The organism is Microbacterium sp. JZ31, assembly GCF_016805985.1.
In the GTDB taxonomy this organism is placed as follows: domain Bacteria; phylum Actinomycetota; class Actinomycetes; order Actinomycetales; family Microbacteriaceae; genus Microbacterium.
Genome location: NZ_CP017661.1, coordinates 310,781 through 335,216, shown reverse-complemented (window position 1 = coordinate 335,216; position 24,436 = coordinate 310,781). Strand labels below are relative to the sequence as shown.

The window sequence follows — 24,436 nt, the reverse complement described above, 5'->3', positions numbered from 1 at the left end:
TTCTATGGCTCTGCCGTGAATGCCGCGCCGAGCGCGGCGCCCGCCAGTGCGGCGGCGACCGTGAGCGCGAGCGTGCCGAGCGCGTTGCCCCACGCCGCCCTCCGCCGTCCCTCCCGCGCGAGGAGTGCGCCGTCGACCGCGACCGTGCTGAAGGTCGTGTACCCGCCGAGGAGCCCCGTCCCGAGCACTGCCACCAATGCCTGATCCAGCGCGAGCCCCGTGACGAGCCCCAGGGCGAAGGAGCCGGAGACGTTGACGAGCAGGATCGCCCAGGGGAACCGCTCGGGCAGCCGGCGCGACAGCGCGACGTCCGCGAGCCATCTCAGACCCGCGCCCGCCCCGCCCGCGAGCGCGACGCCGGCGAACAGCAGCGGCGTCATGCGGCCCGCCCTCCTCGCCGTCGGGCGATCGCCGCCCCCGCTCGCACGCCGGCGATCGCCGCACCTCCCGCCGCGAGCAGCGCCACGCCGGCGAGCAGCATCGCGGCGAGCGCCAGGCCGGTGCGGCCGACGTCGGCCAGCAGCACGGCGAACCCGCTGTACGTCGTGAATCCGCCGAGCACCCCGGTGCCGAGGAACGCCCGCCGGGCGGGGCCGCGGTCGCCGAGGCCCCGACGACGACGCCCAGCACGCCGGATCCCAGCACGTTGATCGCGATCGTGGCGATCAGCGCGTCGAAGGCGCTTTCGCCGCTGAACGGCAGCAGCAGCGCCTGACGCAGCGCGACCCCGAGCACGCCCCCGGCCACGACGAGCGGCAGCAGCCTCCACGGGATCACGCGATCAGCCTAGGCGGGGCGAACCGCGACGCCGGCGAGCGCGGCTCTCACCTCCCCCATAGCCTGCGCCCGTACCTTCGGGAGCACAGAGGGAGTACTTCCACGCGGTGGATCCGTCAATACGGACTCGTCTTCGAGTCCCGGGTCGCCGGCTCCGGCGGCGGAGCGAAGGAGACTTTGGCAGACGTCGGCTGCGCCGACCCTTCCGAGAGGACCTCATGAGCAAGCTCGACCGCTTCATCTCGCTCGCCAAGAAGGCGATGGACTCCGGCGCCTCCTCCTCGTCGCATCGAGGGAGCTCCTCACAGGGTGACTGGATGAACAAGGCCCGCGGCGCCGTGGAGTCGCTGCTCGGGGACACGCAGTCGTCGGGCGGCCAGCGAGGTCACGCGGCGCCGCCGTCGTCCGACCGGTTCGGCACCCCCGGCGATCGCGTCGGCGGACGTGCGCCCTCCACTCCCCTGCAGCCGCCTGCCGCGGCGGGAGCGCGGGCACCGCACCGGGGCGGCGCGGCCCCGTCCGGATCGCCCCAGGATCGCGCCGCCATCGCGCGCTACGACTACCTGCTGCAGACCGCTCGTCCGGATCAGATCGAGCAGGTGCACCGCGAGGCGTTCGCCCGCCTGACACCCGACCAGCGCGCGCAGGTGGCGGAGCGCATGCGGTCCGAGCTGCCGCCGCACGAGCGCCCGCGCTCGGCCGACGCCCCGGAGCTCGCGCGCACGGCGGCCCGCGCGGAGGCCATGCAGCCCGGCCGGCTGCGGGGCATCCTGGCCCGCAGCGGCGGGATCGCGGGCGGCGTCGCCGTCGGTGGCCTGCTCGCGACCGTCGCGGGCGGCGCCATCGTCACGGGCGTCGGCGCCTCCCTGATCGGCGACGCGCTCACCTCGGGCGTCGACTTCGACGCCATGGCGGAGAGCCTCGACATGGGCTCCCTCGCCGAGAGCGCCGACGGCTTCGTCTCCGGAGCGGGGGACTACGTCCAGGGCGTCGGCGACCAGGTCTCCGAGGCCGGCGGGGCGCTCGGAGACCTGGGGTCGAGCTTCGGCCTTCCCGGTCTCGACGACCTGTTCGGGCGCTGACTCCGCGGCGATCGCTTCGCGTCGATCCGCTCGCGCCTCACAGGCTGCGCTCGGCGTAGACGCGCAGCGCGTCGCGCACGAACGTCGCGCCGTCGACGCCGCCGTAGTTCCGCGCGAACCGCTCGTCCGCCACGTACATGTCGGCGAGTCCCGTCACGTAGCCCGCGATGTCGCCGCGATCGGCGGCGGGCGTGCCCGGAATGCCCCGCAGCCATTCGACGTGCCGGCGGGCGAGCTCCTGCGCCTGCTCGGACGCGGGATCGGCGCCCTCCTCGGCCGCTGCCGCCCAGTCGCGCGACAGGGCGGCAGCCCGCTCCTGCCAGCCACGACGGTCGTCGTCGCTCATGCCCCGCCACCAGGCGTCGCTGCGGGCGTACGCCTCGGCACCCCAGCGCTGCTCGACCTCGTGCTTGTACTGCGTGTGGTCGAAGCCGTCGAACATCTTCTCTGCCATGAGTTCCTCCTGTTCCTCGAGTCCGCGGATGGTGCCCGTCACCGCGGCGATCTGCCGCCCGATCCGCTCCCGCTCGCCGCGCAGCCACTCGAGGTGCGCCTCGAGTGCGCGCCGCTCGTCGGTCTCGCGCGCGAGGACCGCCGAGATCTGCGGCAGTCCGAGCCCGAGTTCGCGCAGCAGCAGGATGCGCTGCAGGCGCACGAGCGCGCGTTCGTCGTAGTAGCGATAGCCGTTCGCGCCGACGCGCGACGGCGGCAGCACTCCGAGGTCGCCGTAGTGCCGCAGGGCGCGGCTCGTGGTGCCCGCGAGCTTCGCGACCTGCTGGATCGACCAGTCCATCCGTGGGTCCTTCCTTTCGCCTCCGACGCTAGAGGTTGACGTTGCGTCAAGGTCAAGCCCGGCGAGAGCGACGATTTCGACGGAGCCCTCGACATTCGAGATATATCGTGTTCTACTCATCACATCGAGATATATCTCGAGTTCACCGAAGGGATCGCAACAGTGGAGAAATGGATCGTCCAGCCCGGCCAGACCCGGGTGATCGACGTCGAGGGCGTCCGCCGCCTGAAGGTGGGCCTCGCCGGCGGGCAGATCGACATCATCGGACACGACGAGCCGGGGACGCGCGTCGAGGTGCACGGCGTCACGGTCAAGGACCTGCGGATCGAGATCACGGGCGACGAGCTCGAGATCGACCACCCGCAGCTGCGGTGGGACAACTTCCTCGAGGTCTTCCGCAACTTCGGCTCGGGCGGGCCTCGCGCCGAGATCAGCGTGGCCGTGCCTCGCAGCGTCGCGCTCACGCTGGGCGTCGTCAGCGCCGGCGCCCTGGTGGCGGGCCTCGCCGCCGAGGCGCGTGTCAACACCGTCTCGGGCGACGTGCTCGTCGACGGCCTCGCGGCCGACCTCACCGCCAACGCGGTCTCGGGCGACGTGCAGGCCCGCGGGCTCGAGGGCGCCTTCTCGGCCAACACGGTCTCGGGCGACGTCACCGTCACGGGCCGCATCCGCCGCGCATCGGTCGACTCCGTCTCGGGCGCCACGATGATCGACGCCGACGGCCCGATCGACCAGGTCGGCGTGAACACCGTCAGCGGCGCCGTCACGGTGCGGCTCGACGAAGGCCTGCCCGCCAACTACGTGGCCCGCACGGCCGGCGGCAAGATCGTGCTCGACGGCGTCGTGCGCTCCTCGGGCGGACCGAGCAACGTCAGCACGTCGGTCGGCGAGCTGTCGGGGTCGTTCGTCGACGTGCGCGCCAACACGGTCTCGGGCGATGTCACGGTGCTGCGTCGCCGCGCCTCGGCGCCCGCCGAGCCGTCGGCCCCCGCGGAGGAGGCGCTCTGATGCCCCCGGTGTTCTCCCACGGCGACCTGCGCCTGTATCTGCTGAGCCTGCTCGCCGAGGCGCCGCGCCACGGCTACGACATCATGCAGTCCCTCGCCGAGCGCACGGGCGGCACGTACACCCCCAGCGCGGGAACGATCTATCCGCGCCTGGCCAAGCTCGAAGAGGAGGGGCTCGTGACCAAGACCTCGGATGGCCGCAAGACCGTCTACGAGATCACGGACGCCGGGCGGGCCGAGGTGCAGGACCGCGCCGACGACATCGCCGGCATCCAGGCGGGCCTCGCGGACACCGTGCGGCTCATCGCCGACGAGGTGCGCACGAGCGTGCGCGAGGCGATGAAGAGCCTGCGCGCCGACCTCGCGGCCGCCACGAACGAGGCGCCGGACGCGTCGACGTCGTCCTCGCCCGGCGCGGACGATGCGCGCGTCCGCTCCCGCGAGGAGCTGCACCGGGCCGAGGCGGCGATCGCCGACTTCCGCGGCCGCGTGCGGGCCGAGCTGCGCTCCCACGTCGCGCGGGGCGGCGAGCTGCAGGCCGCGGTGGTCGACGCCCTGCAGGCCGGGCTCGACGCCGCGGCGACGTCGCTCAGCGAGTCGCTGCGCCGCTGAGCGCGGCGCGGCGGAGTCGCGGCGCCGATCCGCGCCTCCGCCGACATGCGAATGCCCCGGGACACCGGGGCATTCGCATGCGGGGACGGACTGGGATCAGCCCTCGACCTCGGGGAAGTCCTCGTGGTCCTGCAGCAGCTCGCCCTGGGGCACGACGAGGATCGCGCGGTGCTGCCGATGGGACAGCCGGGCCGCGACTGATCCCGTGAAGAACTGCCGGATCGACTCGCCGAAGCCCCGCTTGCGCGTGCCCACGACGATGAGCTTGGCGTCGATCTTGTCGGCGAAGTGCTTGATCGCGAGCGCGGGATCGCCCACCAGCTGGCGCACCTCCCACGCCACCGGGCTGTTCACGAGCACGGACTCCGCGTTCGCCCGGACGACCTGGAGCTCGCCCTCGCCGGCCTGCACGTTGATGTCGACGGGGGCCGAGTGCACGTAGCCGTCCGGGTCCTCGTACGTGACGAAGCGCGTGACATCCACGTGCACGACGGCGAGCGGCGCGCCGAGCAGCGCCGCATAATGAGCCGCCTCCTGCAGCACGCGCGGCGACTGATCGGGGATGATCGCGGCGATCACGGCGCCGCGCAGGGCGGCGTCGACGGCGGACTGCTGGGCCCGCGCGCTCGCGGACGGCTCATCGGTAGACGGCTGATCGGTCATCCTGCAACCCCTTCCCGGTGGCGCGGTCGGCCGAGGCGCCGAGGCCGCGTGGTATTCTGAATCCTACTCTTCACCGGCTTCCGTGCCGGTTTCCGCAGCAGCCGAGGGAAAGTGATCCCGGCTCGACGTGAGGGGGTCTCGCGCATGGGGCGTGGCCGTCAGAAGGCGAAGCACACGAAGCTCGCCCGCGAATTGAAGTCGTTCAGCCCGACTGTGAACTACTCGGCGCTGGAGCGCGAGCTCGGGCACCCGAGCGACGACAGCGAGTACGTCGACAAGTGGGCCGACATGTACGGCGACGAGAGCGACGAGGACGAGGACGAGTATCAGGCTCAGAAGGCCTGAACCCTCTCTCACTCTCGCGCAGTGAAGCGCCCGGCGCCGCGGCACCGGGCGCTTTCGCGTGCCCGTGAACGGGCCGGCGTCGCGTCGCGCGTGCTCAGGAGGTCTGGGTGCCCTCGACCCACGCGAGGTACTCAGGCGTGACCGTGCCGGTCACGTAGCGCCCGTCGAAGCAGCTCATGTCGAGGTCCTCGAACGTCGCCTCCCCCTGGGCGCTCTCGATGATGGCGTCCTTGAGGTCCTCGACCTCCTGGTAGACGAGGTAGTCGGCACCGAGCTCCTCGGCGATCTCCGGGATGGTGCGGCCGTGCGCGACGAGCTCGTGGCGCGACGGCATGTTGATGCCGTACACGTGCGGATGGCGCACGGGAGGCGCGGCCGACGCGAACGTCACCGACTTCGCGCCCGCATCCCGCGCCATCTGGACGATCTGCTTGCTCGTCGTGCCGCGCACGATCGAGTCGTCGATCAGCAGCACGTTCTTGCCGCGGAACTCGCTCGACATCGCGTTGAGCTTCTGGCGCACGCTCTTCTTGCGCACCGCCTGGCCCGGCATGATGAACGTCCGGCCGACGTAGCGGTTCTTGTAGAAGCCCTCGCGGTACTCGATGCCGAGGACGCGCGCGACCTCCATCGCGGCGGGGCGCGACGAGTCCGGGATCGGCATGACGACGTCGATCAGCCCCTCGGGAACGTGCCGGGCGATCGTGGCGGCGAGCTTCGCGCCCATCCGCAGACGCGACTCGTACACGGGCACGCCGTTCATGATCGAGTCGGGACGCGCCAGGTAGACGTACTCGAACGAGCACGGCAGCAGCTTCGGGTCGTCCGCGCACTGCTTCGTGTGCAGCGTGCCGTCGCTCGAGATGAACACGGCCTCGCCGGGCTCGACCTCGCGCACGATCTCGTAGTCGGCGTTCTCGAGCACGAGCGACTCGCTCGTGACCACCCAGTCGTCCACGCCTTCCGGGCCCACGCGACGGCCCAGGATGAGGGGGCGGATGCCGTACGGATCGCGGAAGGCGAGAAGTCCGTAGCCCGCGATGATCGAGATCACGGCGTACGCGCCCTCGATGCGCCGGTGCGTCCGCGCGACGGCCTCGAAGATGCGCTCGGGCTCGAGGTCGACGGGGCTCGTCGTCGCCTGCAGCTCGTTCGCGAGCACGTTCAGCAGCAGCTCGGTGTCGCTGGAGGAGTTCAGGTGCCGGCGGTCGCGCTGCCCCATGTCGATCGTGAGCTCGCGCGTGTTCGTGAGGTTGCCGTTGTGGATCAGGATGATGCCGTACGGCGCGTTCACGTAGAACGGCTGCATCTCCTCCTCGCTGGAGGCGGTGCCCTTCGTGGCGTAGCGCACGTGACCGAGGCCGACGTTGCCGAGCAGCGAGCGCATGTCGCGCGTGCGGAAGGCCTCGCGCACCATGCCCTGCGCCTTGTGCGTGTGCATCACGCCGTTCGGCTCGGCGGTCGCGATGCCTGTCGCGTCCTGACCGCGGTGCTGAAGGAGGAGGAGAGCGTCGTAGATGTCCTGGTTGACCGGGGCGCGCCCGACCATGCCGACGATTCCGCACATAGGGGTGTTACTTCATCCGTTCTGTCTCAGAGGCGCCCGCGGGCGCTCTCCGCGTAGGTCGAGACGAGGCGCACGGCACCGCCGTCGACGCCCTTGGCGCCCTGCTCGAATGCGTCGCCGCCCTCGGGCAGCGCGCCCTCGCGCACCACGCCGACCTGCCATGCGGGGATCCCGGCGTCCTCGATCAGGCCGATCGCCTCTGCGGCCTTGTCGGCCGAGACGACGGCCATGAAGCCGATGCCGAGGTTCCACGTGCCCTCGCTCGACTCGAGCGTGGTGCCCGCGATGTCGCTCAGCACCTGGAACACGGCCGAAGGCGCCCACGTGGAGCGATCGACGTCGACCCAGGTGCCGACGGGCAGAACGCGCGCGAGGTTCGCCGCGATGCCACCGCCGGTGACGTGCGTGAGCGAGTGGATGTCGTCGCCGAGCTTCGCGATGAGTTCGAGCAGCGGCGTGGTGTACAGGCGCGTCGGCTCGAGAAGCGCCTCACCCCACGTGACGCCGAAATCCGCCGCGTGGTCGCCGTAGGAGATGCCCGCGCGCGTGATGATGTGGCGCACGAGCGAGAAGCCGTTGGAGTGGATGCCGCTGGAGGCGAGGGCGATGACCGCGTCTCCCGCCTTCACGCGCTCGGCACCGAGAACCTCGTCGGCCTCGACCACTCCCGTCGCGGCGCCTGCCACGTCGTAGTCGTTCTGGCCCAGCAGACCGGGGTGCTCGGCGGTCTCGCCGCCGACCAGTGCCGTGCCGGTGAGCGCGCACGCCTCGGCGATCCCGCGCACGATGTCGGCGATGCGCTCGGGGAAGACCTTGCCCGTGGCGATGTAGTCGGTCATGAACAGCGGCCTGGCGCCCACCACGACGATGTCGTCGACGACCATGCCGACGAGGTCGTGGCCGATCGTGTCGTGCTTGTCGATCGCCTGCGCGATCGCGACCTTGGTGCCGACGCCGTCCGTGCTGGTCGCGAGCAGCGGGCGCTTCATCCCGACGAGGGCACCGGCGTCGAACAGCCCGGCGAAGCCGCCGACGCCTCCGAGCACCTCGGCGCCGTGCGTGGCCTTCACGGACGCCTTCATCAGCTCGACGGCGAGATCGCCGGCGGCCGTGTCCACACCGGCCTCGGCGTAGCTCGACGACGCGCGGGCAGGGGAGGTTTCGGCGGGTGCGGCAGCCACGCGTCCAGACTACCGGGCGGAATACTGGGAGAGAGCCGCTCGGCCGCGTCCCTGCCGGTGCGTGCGGCAGGAATAATGGCGGGCATGACGGCACCCGACTGGCACGTCCGCGAGGACTGCAGCCCCTCGGTGCTGGTCGCGCTCTATCTGCGTCAGGCGCTCGGCGTGCGCCATCCGGACGAGCTGCCTCAGCTCCGCGGCGTGGAGCGCGGTGCCGAGGCGAGCGAGGGTGTCGAGCGGCTGTGGCGCCGCTACTGGGACATGACGGTCGAGCCCGAGGCCCACCCCTCCCCCGTGCCGCTCGAGCTGGTCGAGGGGTTCGGCACCCACGTCGCGCTGCCGGCGTACGCGGATGCGCTGCGCCAGGCCGCCGCCCCGCACGGTCCGCACGCCCTCGCGTACGCGCACGACGCGGCCGTGCGGTACGACCGGATGCGCCGCTCGTACCGGGGCTACGCGGGCGCCGTGGTGGAGTTCGAGCGCCGGGCGGGCCGCCGCGCGCACGACTTCCGTCTCGACGTGCAGGTGCTGCCACTCGCGCAGCGCGGCGTGTGGTGGATCGGCGCGCTCACCATTGCGGTGTCCGACACCCTGCGCGGAGACGTCGCGGCGTTCGACGCCGCGATGCAGCCCATCCTGCGCGAAGTGGGCTGATCCCGCCGCACCTCTTGCATGATTTCGGTAAAGGCCGAATAATTCTTGTCAAGATAGACGAGACGAGAGGTCGCCGTGCAGACACGTGCAACGCCCGGATCAAGAGGCGTCGACGTCCTCAGCATCGGCGAGACGATGGCGCTCGTGGTGCCGGCCCGCGCCGAGCGCGTCGAGGCGGCCGAGGACTTCCGCATCGAGACGGGCGGTGCCGAGTCGAACGTCGCGTGCCACCTCGCCGCAGCGGGGCGACGAGCGGCCTGGCTGAGCGCACTCGGGGACGACGCGCTGGGCAGGCGGGTGCGCTCCCGCCTCGACCGGGCAGGCGTCGACACCGCCGCCGTCCGCCTCGACCCGTCCGCCCCCACGGGCCTCTACGTGAAGGATCCCGGAGCGGGCGTGAGCTACTACCGCCGTGGCTCGGCCGCGTCCCGTCTCTCTCCCGACGACCTGACGAGGATCGCGTGGGACGACGTGCGCATCCTGCACCTGTCGGGGATCACCCCGGCGCTCTCGGCGAACTGCCGCGCCCTCGTCGACGCCGCGATCGACGCGGCACGGGCGCACGACGTGCTGGTGAGCTTCGACGTCAACCACCGCCCGGCGCTGTGGCCGGACGTCGAGACCGCCGCGACGGTGATCGGCGCGGCGGCACGACGTGCGGACATCGTGTGGACAGGCCGCGACGAGGCCGCCGACCTGTGGGGCGCCGGGACCGCCGACGACGTGCGCGCGCTGTTCCCCGACGCTCCCCACCTCGTCGTCAAGGACGCGGATGTCGAAGCTGTCGAGTTCTCGCGCGACGAGCGCATCGCCGTCCCCGCGCGGCGGGTCGAGGTCGTGGAACCCGTGGGGGCGGGAGACGCGTTCGCCGCCGGCTGGCTCGACGGCCTGCTGGGCGGCGCGGACGCCGCCGAGCGCCTTTACCGCGGCCACGCCTTCGCCGCGCGCGCCCTGTCCAGCACGCACGACGTGCCCGCGGATGAGCAGGCCCCGTCGACGCCGGAGCCACGCGCATCGCGCGAAGCCCTCCCCACGAGCAGGAAGTGAGAGTCATGACGGATCACAGCACGGCGGCCGGGAGCGCACGCGGCGAGCGCGGCGCCTTCGACGAGATCTTCGCCGGGGCGCCGCTCATGGCGATCCTGCGCGGCATGGGCGTGGAACGCAGCCTCGCGCTGGCCCGTACGGCATGGGATCTCGGCATCGAGGCGGTCGAGGTCCCGCTCCAGTCGGCGACGGACGTCGAGGCGCTCGCCGCCGTGGTCGCCGCGGGGAGGGAACGCGGCAAGAAGGTCGGAGCGGGAACGATCCTCGACCGCGCGGGCGTGCGGACGGCGGCCGACGCGGGCGCCGCCTTCACCGTGAGCCCCGGCCTCGACCTCGAGGTGGTCGAGGCGAGCGAGGCGGCAGGCATGCCGTCGCTTCCCGGCGTCGCCACCGCGTCCGAGGTGCAGCGCGCCTCCGTCGCCGGCCTGCGCTGGCTGAAGGCCTTCCCCGCATCCGCCCTGGGCACCGAGTGGTTCACCGCCATGCGCGGCCCGTTCCCCGACGTGCATTTCGTCGCGACCGGCGGCCTCAGCGCGGCCAACGCCTCGCGGTTCCTCGACGCCGGCGTGCGGGTCGTCGCGGTCGGCTCGGCGCTCGGGGATCCGGAGGAGCTCGCCCGCCTCGCGGAGGTGTTCGACCGATGACGACCCGCCGCATCGGACCGCTCGACAAGTCCTTCCCCGCGAGCCTGGAGGGACACGACGCGTCCGCCCTCGCCACGCCGCTCGCCGAGTTCTCCACGCCCCTGCTGGCGCTCGACGGCGATGCGCTCGCCCACAACGTGCGCACGATGGCCGCCTGGGTCGCGCGGCGCGGCCTCGAGCTCATGCCGCACGGCAAGACCACGATGGCGCCGGTGCTCTGGCGGCGCCAGCTCGAGGCCGGCGCGACCGGCATCACGGTCGCCACCGGGTGGCAGGCGGACGTCGCGCTGCGCGCGGGCGTCGGCACCGTGCAGATCGCCAATGCGTGCACCGATCCCGCGCTGCTGCGCCGCCTCGCCGCATGGCTCGCGGATCATCCGGCCCAGGAGGTGGTCTGCTGGGCCGATTCCGCGGCGACGATCGACGTGCTGGAGGCGGCGCTTCCCGACGGCTCAAGGCTCGGCGTGCTCGTCGAGCTCGGCGCGGCAGGCGGGCGCACCGGCTGCCGCGACGCGGACGAGCTCGTCGAGCTCGCGCGGAGGGTCGCAGCGTCGGACGTCCTGGAGCTGCGCGGCGTCGCCGGCTACGAGGGCGCCCTGGCCCACGACCGCTCGCCCGCCGCCCTCGCGGCCGTCCGCGCGTACTGCGACGAGCTCGCCGCACTCGTGGAGCGGGTCCGGCCCCACGTCGTCGGCAGGCCCTGGATCACGGCGGGCGGCAGCGCTTACTTCGACCTGGTGGCCGAGAGCCTCGCGCGCGTGCGCGACGCGCGCGCCATCCTGCGCTCGGGGGCCTACGTGGTCCACGACGACGGCTTCTACCGGGGCATCTCCCCGCTCGATCCCGCTCGCGCCGAGGACGCCGAGTTCCTGCGTCCCGCGATGCACGGCTTCGCGCGCGTGGTCTCCCTGCCCGAGCCGGGCCTCGCCCTGCTCGACGCGGGCAAGCGCGACCTCCCCTTCGACGAGGGACTGCCGGTGCCCCTCGGCGTCGCGGGCGCTCTCGGCGGCGCGGAGCGGCCCCTGCGCGCCGAGATCACCGCGCTGAACGACCAGCACGCGTTCCTGCGCTGGCAGGGATCGTCTCCCGTCGCCGTCGGCGACGTCGTGCGGCTCGGGCTCTCGCACCCCTGCACCGCCTTCGACAAGTGGCGGCTCATCCCGGTCGTCGGCGCCGACGGCATCGTCACCGAGGCGCTCGAGACCTTCTTCTGAGACCGCGCGCCCCCGCTGGGGTCGGACGGGCGGATGGGGCGGGGCGGCTCAGCCGCGCCGCACCTCGTCCAGGTAGCCGTAGACGGTCACGCGCGAGACGCCGAGCCGTGCGGAGACCCGATCCGCGGCCCGCTTGATGTGGAACGCTCCGCGCGAGTCGAGCAGACGGAGGACCTCGATCCGGTCGGACTTCCCCATGTCGGGCGTGGGCTTGCCGACCGTCGCGATGGCCTCCGAGATCATGTCGTCGAGGACGCGGGCGATGTCCGGGCCGACGACCTCCTTGGGCCCCTCCGCCTCGGCCTGCGGTGCGGGTGCGAGGGCGGCGATCGCGTTCAGCGCGCTCTGCATCGGCGTGAGGTCGACGTTGATGCACAGCGCCGCGAGGATGCGCCCCGCGGGGTCGCGGTAGTAGACCGACGAGCTGACGAGCTCACGCCCGTCCACCGTGCGGCCGCGATAGCCGAAGGCGTTGTGGTCGGCGCTCTCGTCGCGCAGCACCTCGAACCCGAGGTTCGTCGAGGGGCCGCCGACGCTGCGACCGCTCACATGGCCGTTCACGATCGCGTAGATGGAGTGGTCGAGGTCGCGCGAGGAGAGGTCGTGCAGCACGACCTCGCAGTGGGACCCGACCGCGGCGGCGATCGCGCGCATGACGGGCTCCACGACGCGATGGAGATCCTCGACGCTCTCGAAGCGGGCATCCGTGGCGGGCAGCAGCGTGGGCACGTGTGTCTCCGTTCGTCGCCGTCCCGCCATTGTCTCATTTCGCCGGTGTTACTCGTATATATAATTTCTGCTAAGACACTAGAACTTCTGTTAAGTCGCTGTTAGCGTGCTCGCAACGTCGCTCGATGAGCGACGCCCACCGAACGTCCGGCTGGAGTACTCCAGCCCCTCCGGGGAGGATTCCTGTGAACACGACACGACAGCAGCACGCCCGGGGAGCAGGCGCATGAATCGCGGAACGCGCGTGCCGCTCAGCCGGGCGCAGAAGCGGACGATCGCCGGCGGCTCCATCGGCACGCTGATGGAGTACTTCGACTACTACCTCTACGGGCTGGCGTCGGCCACGGTCTTCCCCGCGGTCTTCTTCTCCCAGGAGGACCCCTTCGTCGCGCAGCTGTCCTCGTTCGCGACCTTCGCCGTGGGCTTCATCCTGCGTCCCGTCGGCGGTCTCGTGTTCGGCCACATCGGCGACCGGCTGGGCCGCAAGGTGACGCTCCTCGTGACCGTGATCGGCATGGGCATCACCACCGCCGCGATCGGCCTCATCCCGCCCGACGCGATGATCGGCCTCGCGGCGCCGCTGCTGCTGCTGTTCCTGCGCATGCTGCAGGGCCTGTTCGTCGGCGGCGAGATGGGCGGGGCGGCGACCATGGTGGTCGAGCACGCGCCCGCCGGGCGGCGCGGCCTCTACGGCGCCTTCCTGATCAGCGGCGCCGGCATCGCGAACGTCGCCTCCGCGGGCATGATGGCGGGCCTCGGCCTCGGCCCCGACTCGTTCTTCATGACGTGGGGCTGGCGCATCCCGTTCGTGTTCGCCCTGGTCCTGGCGATCATCGCGATCCTGCTGCGCCGTCAGCTCGAGGAGTCCGAGGAGTTCACGCGGCACACGCAGGCGATCGCGATCGGACAGGTGAAGCGCTCGGCGCCGCTCGTGGAGGTGCTGCGTCACCCCAAGAACGCCGTCCTCGGCATCCTGATCGGCCTGCCGCAGTCGATCGCGGGCTACGTCGTGCTCACGTTCGGGCTGTCCTTCATGGTCTCGGAGGGCACGGCGGCGCAGGTCGGCTTCATCGGCACGATGATCGTGGGCGCGCTCCAGATCGTCGTCGCGCCGTCGTACGGCGCGCTGTCGGACCGGATCGGACGGCGCACCGTGTACATCGCCGGCTGCATCGGCTTCGCCGCGCTCGTCTGGCCGACCTTCCTTCTGTACGGCACCGGCAACGAGTGGCTGATCTGGCTGGGCATGATCGTCGGCTTCGTGATCCCCGGCGTCGCGATGCAGGGCACGCTCCAGACGATGCTCACCGAGATGTTCGACGTCGAACAGCGCACGACGGGCGTGAACATCGGCTATCAGCTCTCCAACACGCTCGGCGGCGGTCTCGCGCCGCTCATCGCGACGGCGCTCGTCGGCTGGGCTCAGGGCGAGATCTGGCCGGTCGTGGTCTACGTCGTCGTGATCTGCGCGGTGGGAGCGGTCGCCACCGCGGCGGCGACGTTCCGGATCGGCACCGGGACGGGCGAACCGGCACGCGAGCTCCACGCGGAGCGCGCGTGACGCGCGTCGTCATCCGAGGCGGCACGGTCGTCGGCGCGGACGGGGACTCCCCCGTCCGCGCCGACGTGCGCGTCGAGGACGACCGCATCGTCGAAGTCGGGACGATCGCCGGCGGCCTCGCCGACGCCGACGCGGTGATCGATGCGGACGGCCGCCTCGTCGTCCCCGGCTTCATCGACGCCCATGCCCACGCCGAGGGGACGGTCTTCGACGAAGCCGTGCAGCTCGCCCTGCTGCGTCAGGGCATCACGACGGTGATCGGCGGGCAGGACGGCATCTCGTACGCGCCCGGGGACGGCGCGCACGCGTCGACCTACTTCGCCGCCATCAACGGCCCTCACCCCACGTATCGCGGGCCGCGCGTCGCCGACCTGCTCGCGACGTACGACGGGCGTATCCCGCTCGGCGTCGCCTACCTCGTCCCCGCCGGCACCGTCCGGCAGCAGGTGATGGGCTCCGTGCCGCGCCCGGCGGACGCCGACGAGCGGGCGCGCATGGTCGCGCTGGTGGCGGAGGGCATCGCCGACGGCGCCGCGGGGCTGTCCACCGGCCTCGACTACGTGCCCGGCCTGTTCGCGGACGCCGAGGAGATCGCCGCGCTGTGCGCGCCGCTGTCGGCCGCCGGACTTCCCTACGTCACCCACATGCGCGGCGGATACGAGGACAACTCGCACGCCGGCGTGGAGGAGGTCGCGCGCATCGCGGAGCTCGCGGACGTCGGCGTGCACATCTCGCATTTCCACACCCGTGCCGACGAGGCCTGGCGGCTCATGGACCTGCTCGCCTCCCGGGGCGTGAGCGCGACGTTCGACGCCTACCCGTACACGAGAGGCTGCTCGATCCTGGGCATGACGCTGCTGCCGCCCGAGCTGAACGCCCTGCCGCCCGACGACGCCGCGCGCAGGATCGACATGCCCGCCGAACGCGAACGCCTGCGCCGCGAGTGGTTCCCGCTCGTCGCCCTGTACCCGAGCCTGGGCGAGCAGTGGCCCGAGCTGATCACGATCGGACACACGGCGTCGGCCGAGTTCGCGTGGGCGCACGGTCTGACGCTCGCGCACATCGCCGCGCGCCGCGGCACCGACGCCGTCGACGCCGCGCTGGATCTGCTCGTCGCGTCCCGGCTCGAGGTGAACGCGATCATGGCCGTGCGCGACCAGCGTCCGGTGTCGGACCTCGGCAGACTGATCGCCCACCCCGCGCACCTGGGAGGGTCCGACGGCATCTTCATCGGCGCCCACCCGCATCCGCGCGCTCGCGGCGCCTTCGCCTCGTACCTCGCCACGTACCTGCGCGAGCACGGCTTCCTCGACTGGCCTCAGGCGGTGCGGCACCTCTCGACGGGGCCGGCCGAACGCTTCCGCCTCGGCGACCGCGGCCGGATCCGCCGCGGCGGCATCGCAGACATCGCGCTGATCGATCCGCATGCCGTGACCGACAGGGCCACCTACGACGACCCCGGCCTGCTGGCCGAAGGCGTCGAGGATGTACTCGTCGCCGGGCAGCCGGTCCTCTCCGGAGGCAGGCTGACCGGCGCACACCCGGGTGGCGGCGTCCGCGCCACGCCCGCGGGGACGCGGGGGCGACCCCTCGCACACCCGGAAGTTCCGCCATCACGAAAGGGAGACGCATGACCGACGCGACCAAGAAAGCCATCCAGACCACCGATGCGCCGGCACCCGCCGGGCCGTACAGCCAGGGGATCGTGAGCGGCGACCTGCTGTTCACCGCGGGCTTCGGCCCCCAGGATCCGGCCACCGGAGCCGTGGCCGAGAACGTGGCGGATCAGACGCGCCAGGTGCTGCGCAACATCCAGGCCGTCCTCGCCCAGCACGGAGCGACGCTCGACCACGTCCTGAAGTCGACCGTGCACCTCGCGGACCTCGCCGACTTCGAGGAGTTCAACGCGGCCTACCGGGAGTTCTTCTCGGAGCCCTACCCCGTGCGCACCACGGTGGGCTCGCAGCTGGCGAACATCCTCGTCGAGATCGACGTCGTCGCGCGCATCGCGAAGTGACGCCATCCGCCGGGGGCCGCGCACGTGGCTCCCGGCGGGCTCACCCGCCGACCGAGCGCACCGTCGAACGTCGGCGGCCGGATCGCCGGGCGGGCCGAATCAGCCCGCCGCGACCCGCGACGCGATCACTCCGGGTCGGCGACGGTCTCGTGCAGGACCGTGACGCGGCGCGTGCGACGGCCGATCGTCCACTCGAGCACGAGCGCGGCGACCATCGCAAGCAGGATGCCCGCGGGAACGCACCAGAGCAGGATGAAGCCGAACGCCTGCGACGGCGAGTAGACGACCTCGGTGAACGGGCTGGGCTCGCTCGTGCCGTCGAAAGCCGTCGCGAGGATCATCGCGACGACGATGCCGAGCGCCGCGCCGACCGCGGCGAACACGCCGTAGCGCGGCGACCGCCGCACGGTCACCTGCTCGGAGACGAGCTGGTCGGCGGGGACTCCCCCTTCGGCAGGGAACGGGGCGTGCGAGGACATGCCGTCATCCTCCCACCCGTTCCTGAATGACGGGCGTGCGTACGCCGCCCGAATCCTCCATCCGACCGTTCAGGGGCGCAGCGGAAGCACGGCGGAGAGGTCGGCTCGCACACCGGATGCCTGCACCCGGCCGGACACGGCCGCGTCGGCCCACGCGAGCGCACCGGTGGCGAGCTCGATCCACGTCTGCGGGTCCATCTCGACCACGTTGGGCGGCGTGCCGCGCGTGTGCCGCGGCCCCTGGATCACCTGCGCCGCACCGAAGGGCGGCACGCGCACCTCGACGCTGTTCCCCGGGGCCTTCTCCGCCAGCAGCTGCAGCAGGTAGCGCACGGCGGTGGCGTGCGCCTGGCGAGCGGGCTTGTCTCCGGCGGCGACGGCCGTCGCGACCGCGGCGAGCGCGTCGCGTCCGGCGGCGGTGTCGATCCTGGGCATGGCGATCCAGCTTACGAGCCGTCCACCCGGGCCGTGGCCTCGGGAGGAAGAGAGGAGACCGGGATCACGACGACATCCTGCATCTTCCAGTCGAGCCCCAGGATCCGGTGCTGCAGGCGCTCCAGCTCATCGACGTCGATCCGGCCGCGGCGCGGCACGACGAACGCCTCGACGTGCAGCACCTGACCGAGATCGCGCACGCGCACCGCGGCATCCCGCACGCCACGGGTGCCGCGCAGCAGGCGGAGGACGTCGACGATGACCGGATGGACCGACCGCTCGTCGTAGGTCGTCGCGCGCTTGTCGATGAGGTCCTCGACCGCCTTGACCGTGTTGCGCCAGCCGTCCCACAGGATCCCGAGCGAGATGAACAGCGCGGCCGCGTAGTCGAGCCACCACAGCCCGATGCCGACGCCCGCGACCCCGACGATCGAGGCGACCGTGGTCTGCCAGTCGGCCTTCGCCATGTCGGCGTCCGCGTGCAGCAGCTTGTTGTGCAGGGGACCGGCGAGCTTCGCCTTGTAGCGGCCGTAGAACGGCGGGGCGATGACGAGCAGCGCCATCACGCCCATCATCAGCCAGCCCTGCCAGATCGTGACGCCGAACAGGTTCACCGTGCCGATCGTGGGGTGCTCGGCGCGGATGAACCCGCTGACGGCCTCGACCGCCAGATTCCCGCCCACGATCAGCAGCGCCACGCCCGCGACGAGGTGCCCGACGCCCATCGCGCGGTGCATGCCGAAGGGGAAGCTCCGGCTGGGGCGCCGCCGGATGAAGATGAGCGCGACGAGGAAGGCGATCTGCGGCAGCAGCGAGAGCATGTCCTCGATCCACGCCGTGCGCATCGCCTGCGAGCTGCCGACCACGAGCGCGATCAGCGTGATGGTGACCGTCGTGTAGCAGATCGTGAAGACCTCGATGCCGATGGCCTTCCGCATCGCCTCCGCCTGCTCGGCGGGCAGATCCGTGCGTCCGAAGCGGCGCGTCTTCATCCGGCGCTCGCCCGCTGATCCAGGAACGTCTCGAGCTCGCTCACGAACCTGTTCTCGCCGAGCGGGGCGAGCAGCACGACCGGCCGCTTGTCGTCGACACCCGGCAGGCCGGTGAATCCGCGCGTGATCGCCACGCGATTCGTCCACGGCGTCCTGTCGGTCATGCCGCCGACCGCGAGGTCGAGCTCGCCCTCCTCGATCGCCGTGACGAGGCTCTCCTCGCTCGCGACCGTCCAGGCCACCTCCGCGTCGACCGACGCCGCGAACTGTTCCACGAGTTCGGGCAGCGGCCCGCCCACGTCGTCGCCGTCGACGTGCACGCGGTCGCCGTCGGGCGAGGCGCCGGCCCGCAGCTGCCCGTTCTCGACGCGATCGAGCGTGCCGTCCGGATCCGTCGGGATCCGGATCCCGCATCCGGTTGTGAGCGCCGCGACGAGCGCGAGCGCGGTCACGGCGCGTGCGCATCGGGCGGCCGTTCGGTGCATACCCACCTCTCGACCGTAGCGAAGGCGGGCCGCGGCGGCAGTGTCCTGCACCGCGCGCCTCCGTCGCCACGCCCAGGCGCCGTGATCCGCCCGGGGCCCTCTGCGGCCGGTCGATAGGCTGGGCGCGTGAAGATCCTGGTCCTCGGTTCCGGCGCGCGCGAGCACGCCCTCGTCCTCGCCCTGCGCTCGGAGGAGGCCGGCCACGAGCTGCTCGCCGCCCCCGGCAACGCGGGCATCGCACGTGACGCGACGCTCGTCGACGTGGACATGGTCGATCCGGTCGCCGTCACGGGATTCGCGATCGAGAACGCCGTCGACCTCGTCGTCGTGGGCCCCGAGGCGCCGCTCATCGCCGGCGTCGCGGATGAGCTGCGCGAGCGGGGCATCCCGGTCTTCGGACCCGGTCGCGCCGCGGCGCAGCTCGAGGGCTCCAAGGCGTTCGCCAAGCGGATCATGTCGGCCGCGGGGGTGCCGACGGGCCGCGCGACGCACGCGCGCACGCGGGACGAGGTCGCCGCCGCGCTCGACGAGTTCGGCGCGCCGTATGTCGTGAAGGCCGACGGACTCGCGGCGGGCAAGGGCGTCATCGTGACCGAGGACCGTGCGGCGGCGCTCGCGCACGCCGAGACGTACCTGCCGAGCGGTGCCGTCCTCATCGAGGAGTTCCTCTCCGGCCCCGAGGTGTCGCTGTTCTTCCTGAGCGACGGCGACACGGTGCGCGCGCTCAGCCCCGCGCAGGACTTCAAGCGCGCGCTCGACGGCGACGCGGGCCCGAACACGGGCGGCATGGGCGCGTACTCGCCGCTGCCGTGGCTCGCCGAGCAGTTCGGCTCCGAGGCCGAATTCGTCGCGCACGTCACCGAGACCGTCGCGCTGCCGGTCATCCGGCGCCTGGACGAGGAGGGCACGCCCTTCATCGGCCTGCTGTACGCCGGGCTCATCCTGACCCCGGCCGGCGTGCGCGTGATCGAGTTCAACGCGCGCTTCGGCGACCCCGAGACGCAGGTGGTGCTGCCGCGCCTGACGACGCCGCTGTCGCGGCTGCTGCTCGCGGCGGCGACCGGCACGCTCGAGGACGAGCCCGAGCCGGAGTTCGCGGACGACGTCGCGGTGACGGTCGTGCTGGCGAGCGAGGGCTACCCGGAGAAGCCGATCACGGGTCGTGCGCTGACCGGCCTCGCCGAGGCGGCGGCGGTCGAGGGCGTGCACATCGCGCACGCGGCGACGGCCGGCGAGGGCGACGGCCTCGTGGCGACGGGAGGCCGCGTGCTGAACGTGGTCGCGCTCGGGCCCGACTTCCGCTCCGCGCGCGAGCGCGCGTACGAGGCGATCGGCCGCATCGGCCTCGAGGGCGCGCACCACCGCACCGACATCGCCGCCCGCGTCGAGTAGTCAGCCCACGGCGCCGGGCGTCTCGCCCGCGCGATCAAGCCCGCCACCGGCCGGATGGGATGATGGGGCCGTGACTGTCGATATCCCGGGTTGGAAGCACACGTACTCCGGCAAGGTGCGCGATCTCTACGCGCCGGCCGACGGCGATCCGGGGCGCATGCTCGTGGTCGCGAGCGACCGCGTGAGCGCGTTCGACTACGTGCTCTCCCCCGGCATCCCGGACAAGGGCGCGCTGCTCACGACGCTCAGCATGTGGTGGTTCGACCAGCTCGCGGGCGCCGACGGCGGCGAGGTCATCCCGAACCACCTCACGGGCGAGGCGGTTCCCGGCGAGGTGGCGGGGCGCGCCATGATCGTGCGCTCGCTCGACATGCTCCCCGTGGAGTGCGTGGTGCGCGGCTACCTGACCGGTTCCGGCTGGGCCGAGTACACCGAGCACGGCACCGTCTGCGGCATCCCGCTGCCGGAGGGGCTGCAGGACGGCGTCCGCCTGCCCGAGCCGATCTTCACCCCGGCGTACAAGGCGCCGATGGGCGAGCACGACGAGAACATCTCGTTCGACAGGACGGTCGAGCTCGTCGGCGCCGAGCGCGCGGCCGAGCTGCGCGACACGTCGCTCGCGATCTATCGCCGCGCTGCCGCCACCGCCGAGGCGCACGGCCTCATCCTCGCCGACACCAAGTTCGAATTCGGCACGGACGCGGACGGCGTCCTGCGCCTAGCGGACGAGGTGCTCACGAGCGACTCATCGCGCTACTGGGACGCCGAGGCATGGCGCACCGGTGCGACCCCGAAGGAGCGCATGGCGAGCTTCGACAAGCAGATCGTGCGCGACTGGCTCGCCGCGAACTGGGACAAGCAGGGCACGCCGCCCGAGCTTCCCGCCGAGGTCGTCGAGCGCACCGTGGCGCGCTATCGCGAGCTGATCGGCAAGCTCACGTCCTGAGAAGCCGTTTGCCCCGAACGGCCGCCATCTCGGGCGAGAAGGCGACCATTCGGGGCACGTCGAGGGCGCTCAGGTGCGCTCTGGCTTCTTCCGGTCCTCGCCGACCACGAGCGACGCCTCACCCGACGCGGTGTGCTCCGGGTGATCCGGCCCCTTCCGCTGGACGCGCCCCGGCTCGAGCGTGCGGTTGACGTCGTCCGCCGTCAGCACGTCGATCTGCTCGGTCGCGGTCGTGTACCACTCGACGAGCGACGGGTCCTCGGTGTCGATCGCGGCACCGGCGCCCTGATCCGGCGCGACCTCGGTCGCCCCGAACACGAAGTCGTCGCCGTGCTCCTCGATGCCCAGGCGCACGCCCTGCGCGATGGCCGCGCGGGCGAAGCGCCGCCGCATGATGTACGGATCCGTCGCGAGCTCCCGGGCCCACGCGATCATGATGCCGATCACGATCACGGCGAACGGCAGCGCCGTGACGACCATGATCGACTGCAGGCCGGACAGCGCAGTCTCGCCACCCGCCAGCAGCAGCGCGAGCGCCGCGGCGCCGAGCAGCACGCCCCACGTGATCGTGACCCACGTCGACGGCTCGGGCTTGCCGCGCTGGCTCATGGATCCCATGACGATCGCGGCCGAGTCGGCCGACGTCACGAAGAACAGCACGATCGAGATCATCGCCAGCACCGAGAGCAGGAGACCGATCGGCAACTGGTCGAGCACCGCGAACAGCACGGCCTCCGTGCCGCCGTCGGCCATCGCCTGGCCGACCGTGCCCGTGAGCTCGTCGAAGTACATGGCCGAGCCGCCCATGACGCCGAACCAGACGATGCACACGACGGCGGGAACGACGATCACGACGGTGATGAACTCGCGCAGCGTGCGGCCGCGCGAGATCTTCGCGATGAACATGCCGACGAACGGCGTCCAGGAGATCCACCACGCCCAGTAGTAGTTGGTCCAGCTGTTGACGAAGGTGGCCGCGTCCTCGCCCTGCGCGGGATTGCGCATGAGCATCGTCCACAGCTCCGCGAAGAGCGCCGAGACCGACGCGGGCACCATGTTCAGCAGGAGCAGCGCGGGCCCGAGCGCGAACAGCAGCACGCCGATCACCAGGGCGATGACCATGTTGATGTTGGACAGGATGCGGATGCCGCGCTTGATGCCCGAGACCGCCGAGATCACGAAGGCGGCGGTCAGGACCGTCACGATCGCGATGATCGCGCCGTTGCCGAGCGGGCCGATCCCCGTGACGAATTCGGCGCCGCGGGCGATCTGCAGCGCGCCCATGCCGAGCGTGACGGCCGTGCCGAACAGGGTCACGATGATCGCGAACACGTCGATGATCGCGCCGGCCCACCCCTCGGTGCGCTCCTTGAAGATGGGCGAGAAGATCGCCGAGATCAGGGGCGCACGGCCGCGGCGGTACGCGGCGTACGCGATCGCGCCGCCCACCAGCGCGTAGAACGCCCAGGCCATCGGGCCCCAGTGCAGGAACGACTGCGCGAGCGCGAGGTGCATCGCGTCACGCGAGCCCGCCTCCGCCTCGAAGCCCGGCGGCACCGTGAGGAAGTACGTCAGCGGCTCGGCCGGTCCCCAGAACAGCAGGCCGATGCCCATGCCTGCCGAGAACAGCATCGCGATCCACGAGACCGTGGAGAACTCGGGCGCCTCGTCATCGGCGCCCAGCCGGATGCCGCCCGTGCGTCCGTATCCGACGACCATCATGAAGACGACGACCGCGATCGCGAGCAGCGAGAACAGCCAACCGAAGTTCTCCATGACCCAGCCCAGCGAGGCGGATCCGGCGTCGCTGATGCTCTGCGGCGCGGCGAATCCCCAGATCACGACCGCGAGGACGAGGGCGCCCGCGATGCCGAAGACGGTCCAGTTCGTGGAGAAGGTCCGGTTGGTGTCCTCGACGCCGATTCCGGGAATCAGGGCGGGGTGTGTCACCTCCCTCACCAGGTCGGTGACGGGCTTCCGCTCGGGCGGAGATCCGGCGCCAGGGCGCGGCTGATCGGCCATTTTTCATCTCGCTTATCGATTGAAACGTGCGTTACGTATGGGATCGGGTTCTCCCCACGCTACGGAAATCCGCTCGCGATCTCATATCGGGGGCGGGATCGTGGCAACCCCGTTATCCCGCGCAGGCGGTGTGATCAGCCCTCCACGCACCGGAAGGACGACGCCGTGTCGAGCGATCCCCTGCCCTTGTACTGCGGCCACGCGGGGTACTCGCACATCGGTCGCGTGCGGTCGGCGCCGACGTTGCCGTCGCGCGCGACGAGGTGCTCGGGCGCGTCCCGGTTCTCGACCCAGTCGACGATCGCGGACAGGCCGTCGTACTGCGCCGCGAAGACGCCCTGGCCGTGTCCCCAGCCGGGCACCATGTAGAACCTCAGGAAGCGATCGAGGCGCTTGCCGTACCGATCCTGCAGCCGCTCGTAGTACTGCACCGTGTTGTGCGGCGTGATGAAGTCGTCGATCGTGCCGTGCGTCAGGATCACCTTGCCGCCGTACGCCGCGAAGCGCTGCAGGGAGACGTCCGTGACGTCCATGATCTCGCCCAGCTCCTGGATCCGCTCGACGTGGTCCGCCGGGTCGAACGTGTACGTGTCGTGGGCCGGGTCTCCGCCCGAGACGCCGTAGCGCGACGTCGCGTCGAGCACCGAGAACTGCAGCCCCTGGGCGTACGGGCCACTGCCGAACCCCGCGAAGCCCTGGTACAGCGCGCCCTGCAGCAGCGCGCTCTTGGCGAAGATGCTGTTGCCCTCGATGTCGATCCCGAGGTCGTAGTCGGTGCTCATCTTCTCCACCGCCGCGAGCTGGCTGTCCGAGAGGCAGTCATCCCCCGTGTCGGCGCCGCCGGGACACCGCACCGTCTCGGCGTGGAACACCGCATCGCAGCCCTCGACGTCGCTCACGATGCCGTCCTCGGCGCCGTCGAGGGGGTCGCACGTCGCGTATACGGCGTCGGTGAGCGTGCGCACCTCGGCCGGGTTCATCCATCCGGCGCCGCCGTCGATCAGCAGCGCGTCGCGGAAGTTCACGGCGCCGATGTGCATCATCGTGACGTTGTACGCGGGATAGTTCGCGATGACGCCGTCGTAGTCCTTCGGATAGCGCGCGGCGGCATCGAGCCCCTCGTGACCGCCCTGCGAGCCCCCGATGAAGTACGACCACTTCGGCGTCTGGCCGTACGCGGCGCGGATGACGTGCCACGCGGCGTCGTGCGCCTTCTTCACCGACCACTGCCCGAAGTTCCGCAGCAACTCCGGGTCGGTCTGGAAGCTGCCGTCGAAGCCGGCTCCGCCCTGGTGACCGCCGTCGCTGCCGAGCGTGACCCAGCCCTGCTGCAGCGGCGTGGGGGTGCCGGACGGCTGCGCCGTGTAGGGGCCGGTCGCCGTGACGAGCGTGCCGTCGAAGCCGCCCCCGCCGTACTGCAGCGCGCGTCCGTTCCACCGGGCGGGCAGGTTGACGCGGAACTGCATGTCCTGCGGCGCGCTGACCGCGCGGATCCATCCCGTGACCGCGCAGTATCCGTCCTGCCAGGTGGCGGTCTCGACGACAGCGCCGCGCGTGGGAAGGCCGATGTCCCTCGCCCGGATCGTGTGGCCGTCGAGCGACGCGCACTTCCGCTCCGTCAGCGGACCGGGCTTGTTGCGCGTGGCGGGATCGGGATGCGTCGCCGCGGCCGGCGCCCCCGCAACCGGAGCGGCGGGCGTGGCCGGGGCGACGGCGCCGCCGGTCAGGAGCAGGACGGCCGACGCGCCGAGTGAGACGGCCGCGAGCCACGTGGACAGCTGCTTCTTCATGG

26 protein-coding genes are annotated in these 24,436 nt (G+C 71.8%); 13 read left to right on the top strand and 13 right to left on the bottom strand.

The window, feature by feature from the left end; genetic code table 11:
• Positions 1 to 2 precede the first annotated feature (2 nt).
• Complete coding sequence (locus BJP60_RS01630; protein ID WP_203137124.1) at positions 3 to 380, bottom strand: fluoride efflux transporter FluC; 378 nt, start codon at positions 378 to 380, stop codon at positions 3 to 5.
• The gene (locus tag BJP60_RS15190) at positions 377 to 562 is read right to left on the bottom strand and encodes a hypothetical protein (RefSeq protein WP_238439504.1); all 186 of its coding nucleotides are present in this window, start codon (positions 560 to 562) and stop codon (positions 377 to 379) included. The genes BJP60_RS01630 and BJP60_RS15190 overlap by 4 nt, the downstream gene beginning before the upstream one ends.
• 433 nt (positions 563 to 995) lie before the next feature.
• Between BJP60_RS15190 and BJP60_RS01620 the strand changes: the two genes are divergently transcribed.
• Positions 996 to 1,859 carry a cation-transporting ATPase gene (locus BJP60_RS01620; RefSeq protein WP_203137123.1) on the top strand — a complete coding sequence of 288 codons (864 nt, stop codon included), beginning with the start codon at positions 996 to 998 and terminating at the stop codon, positions 1,857 to 1,859.
• A gap of 37 nt (positions 1,860 to 1,896) precedes the next feature.
• On the opposite strand, the gene BJP60_RS01615 is transcribed toward BJP60_RS01620, so the two are convergent.
• On the bottom strand, positions 1,897 to 2,652 hold the full coding sequence (locus BJP60_RS01615) for a MerR family transcriptional regulator (RefSeq protein WP_203137122.1): 756 nt from the start codon (positions 2,650 to 2,652) through the stop codon (positions 1,897 to 1,899).
• 162 nt (positions 2,653 to 2,814) lie between these two features.
• Between BJP60_RS01615 and BJP60_RS01610 the strand changes: the two genes are divergently transcribed.
• Together BJP60_RS01610 and BJP60_RS01605 are read left to right on the top strand one after the other, a co-directional pair.
• On the top strand, positions 2,815 to 3,660 hold the full coding sequence (locus BJP60_RS01610; protein WP_203137120.1) for a DUF4097 family beta strand repeat-containing protein: 846 nt from the start codon (positions 2,815 to 2,817) through the stop codon (positions 3,658 to 3,660).
• Positions 3,660 to 4,271 carry a PadR family transcriptional regulator gene (locus BJP60_RS01605; protein WP_203137118.1) on the top strand — a complete coding sequence of 204 codons (612 nt, stop codon included), beginning with the start codon at positions 3,660 to 3,662 and terminating at the stop codon, positions 4,269 to 4,271. The genes BJP60_RS01610 and BJP60_RS01605 overlap by 1 nt, the downstream gene beginning before the upstream one ends.
• A 96-nt stretch (positions 4,272 to 4,367) precedes the next feature.
• Here BJP60_RS01605 and BJP60_RS01600 read toward each other — a convergent pair whose 3' ends face one another.
• On the bottom strand, positions 4,368 to 4,934 hold the full coding sequence (locus tag BJP60_RS01600; RefSeq protein ID WP_203137115.1) for a universal stress protein: 567 nt from the start codon (positions 4,932 to 4,934) through the stop codon (positions 4,368 to 4,370).
• A gap of 144 nt (positions 4,935 to 5,078) precedes the next feature.
• On the opposite strand from BJP60_RS01600, the gene BJP60_RS01595 reads away from it, so the two are divergent.
• A complete protein-coding gene (locus BJP60_RS01595; RefSeq protein ID WP_203137113.1) occupies positions 5,079 to 5,279 on the top strand; it encodes a DUF3073 domain-containing protein in 201 nt (66 codons plus the stop codon).
• A gap of 94 nt (positions 5,280 to 5,373) precedes the next feature.
• Here the strand turns inward: BJP60_RS01595 and purF are convergent, their stop codons facing one another.
• The gene (gene purF, locus BJP60_RS01590) at positions 5,374 to 6,846 is read right to left on the bottom strand and encodes an amidophosphoribosyltransferase (protein ID WP_203137111.1); all 1,473 of its coding nucleotides are present in this window, start codon (positions 6,844 to 6,846) and stop codon (positions 5,374 to 5,376) included.
• A 26-nt stretch (positions 6,847 to 6,872) separates the two neighbouring features.
• Positions 6,873 to 8,027, bottom strand: a complete 1,155-nt coding sequence (gene purM / locus BJP60_RS01585; RefSeq protein WP_203137109.1) for a phosphoribosylformylglycinamidine cyclo-ligase — start codon at positions 8,025 to 8,027, stop codon at positions 6,873 to 6,875.
• 84 nt (positions 8,028 to 8,111) lie between these two features.
• On the opposite strand from purM, the gene BJP60_RS01580 reads away from it, so the two are divergent.
• The 4 genes from BJP60_RS01580 to BJP60_RS01565 all read left to right on the top strand — a co-directional run bounded on the left by BJP60_RS01580 (position 8,112) and on the right by BJP60_RS01565 (position 11,586).
• On the top strand, positions 8,112 to 8,681 hold the full coding sequence (locus BJP60_RS01580) for a zinc-binding alcohol dehydrogenase (protein WP_336244359.1): 570 nt from the start codon (positions 8,112 to 8,114) through the stop codon (positions 8,679 to 8,681).
• Positions 8,682 to 8,756: 75 nt separating this feature from the next.
• Positions 8,757 to 9,728 carry a sugar kinase gene (locus BJP60_RS01575; RefSeq protein WP_238439503.1) on the top strand — a complete coding sequence of 324 codons (972 nt, stop codon included), beginning with the start codon at positions 8,757 to 8,759 and terminating at the stop codon, positions 9,726 to 9,728.
• A 5-nt stretch (positions 9,729 to 9,733) separates the two neighbouring features.
• Entirely contained in the window at positions 9,734 to 10,372 is a 639-nt protein-coding gene (locus tag BJP60_RS01570) for a bifunctional 4-hydroxy-2-oxoglutarate aldolase/2-dehydro-3-deoxy-phosphogluconate aldolase (RefSeq protein WP_203137105.1), read from the top strand.
• Entirely contained in the window at positions 10,369 to 11,586 is a 1,218-nt protein-coding gene (locus BJP60_RS01565) for an alanine racemase (protein ID WP_203137103.1), read from the top strand. Before BJP60_RS01570 ends, BJP60_RS01565 begins: the two co-directional genes overlap by 4 nt.
• Before the next feature lie 48 nt (positions 11,587 to 11,634).
• Here the strand turns inward: BJP60_RS01565 and BJP60_RS01560 are convergent, their stop codons facing one another.
• Entirely contained in the window at positions 11,635 to 12,315 is a 681-nt protein-coding gene (locus tag BJP60_RS01560; protein ID WP_203137101.1) for a helix-turn-helix transcriptional regulator, read from the bottom strand.
• Between the two features lie 226 nt (positions 12,316 to 12,541).
• On the opposite strand from BJP60_RS01560, the gene BJP60_RS01555 reads away from it, so the two are divergent.
• Genes BJP60_RS01555 through BJP60_RS01545 form a run of 3 tightly spaced genes read left to right on the top strand, consistent with a single transcriptional unit; the run spans position 12,542 to position 15,893 of the window.
• On the top strand, positions 12,542 to 13,876 hold the full coding sequence (locus tag BJP60_RS01555; protein WP_203137099.1) for an MFS transporter: 1,335 nt from the start codon (positions 12,542 to 12,544) through the stop codon (positions 13,874 to 13,876).
• On the top strand, positions 13,873 to 15,510 hold the full coding sequence (locus BJP60_RS01550) for an N-acyl-D-amino-acid deacylase family protein (RefSeq protein WP_203137097.1): 1,638 nt from the start codon (positions 13,873 to 13,875) through the stop codon (positions 15,508 to 15,510). Before BJP60_RS01555 ends, BJP60_RS01550 begins: the two co-directional genes overlap by 4 nt.
• Positions 15,507 to 15,893 (top strand): RidA family protein, encoded by a 387-nt coding sequence (locus BJP60_RS01545; protein ID WP_203137096.1) that lies wholly within the window; start codon positions 15,507 to 15,509, stop codon positions 15,891 to 15,893. Before BJP60_RS01550 ends, BJP60_RS01545 begins: the two co-directional genes overlap by 4 nt.
• Positions 15,894 to 16,018: 125 nt before the next feature.
• On the opposite strand, the gene BJP60_RS01540 is transcribed toward BJP60_RS01545, so the two are convergent.
• The 4 genes from BJP60_RS01540 to BJP60_RS01525 all read right to left on the bottom strand — a co-directional run bounded on the left by BJP60_RS01540 (position 16,019) and on the right by BJP60_RS01525 (position 18,284).
• Positions 16,019 to 16,372, bottom strand: coding sequence for a potassium transporter Trk (locus BJP60_RS01540; protein WP_203137094.1), 354 nt, complete (start codon positions 16,370 to 16,372; stop codon positions 16,019 to 16,021).
• 69 nt (positions 16,373 to 16,441) lie between these two features.
• Entirely contained in the window at positions 16,442 to 16,807 is a 366-nt protein-coding gene (locus BJP60_RS01535) for a sterol carrier family protein (RefSeq protein ID WP_203137093.1), read from the bottom strand.
• An 11-nt stretch (positions 16,808 to 16,818) separates the two neighbouring features.
• Positions 16,819 to 17,799: a cation diffusion facilitator family transporter gene (locus BJP60_RS01530; RefSeq protein ID WP_203137092.1), complete on the bottom strand. Its 981-nt coding sequence runs from the start codon at positions 17,797 to 17,799 to the stop codon at positions 16,819 to 16,821.
• Entirely contained in the window at positions 17,796 to 18,284 is a 489-nt protein-coding gene (locus BJP60_RS01525) for a hypothetical protein (protein ID WP_203138834.1), read from the bottom strand. Before BJP60_RS01525 ends, BJP60_RS01530 begins: the two co-directional genes overlap by 4 nt.
• Positions 18,285 to 18,410: 126 nt before the next feature.
• Here BJP60_RS01525 and purD point away from each other — a divergent pair, with 126 nt between their 5' ends.
• The gene (gene purD / locus BJP60_RS01520; protein WP_203137091.1) at positions 18,411 to 19,676 is read left to right on the top strand and encodes a phosphoribosylamine--glycine ligase; all 1,266 of its coding nucleotides are present in this window, start codon (positions 18,411 to 18,413) and stop codon (positions 19,674 to 19,676) included.
• A 70-nt stretch (positions 19,677 to 19,746) separates the two neighbouring features.
• Entirely contained in the window at positions 19,747 to 20,622 is an 876-nt protein-coding gene (locus BJP60_RS01515; protein WP_203137090.1) for a phosphoribosylaminoimidazolesuccinocarboxamide synthase, read from the top strand.
• 69 nt (positions 20,623 to 20,691) lie between these two features.
• On the opposite strand, the gene BJP60_RS01510 is transcribed toward BJP60_RS01515, so the two are convergent.
• Positions 20,692 to 22,572: a BCCT family transporter gene (locus BJP60_RS01510; protein WP_336244358.1), complete on the bottom strand. Its 1,881-nt coding sequence runs from the start codon at positions 22,570 to 22,572 to the stop codon at positions 20,692 to 20,694.
• A 206-nt stretch (positions 22,573 to 22,778) separates the two neighbouring features.
• Entirely contained in the window at positions 22,779 to 24,434 is a 1,656-nt protein-coding gene (locus BJP60_RS01505) for a tannase/feruloyl esterase family alpha/beta hydrolase (RefSeq protein WP_203137088.1), read from the bottom strand.
• Positions 24,435 to 24,436: the final 2 nt, after the last annotated feature.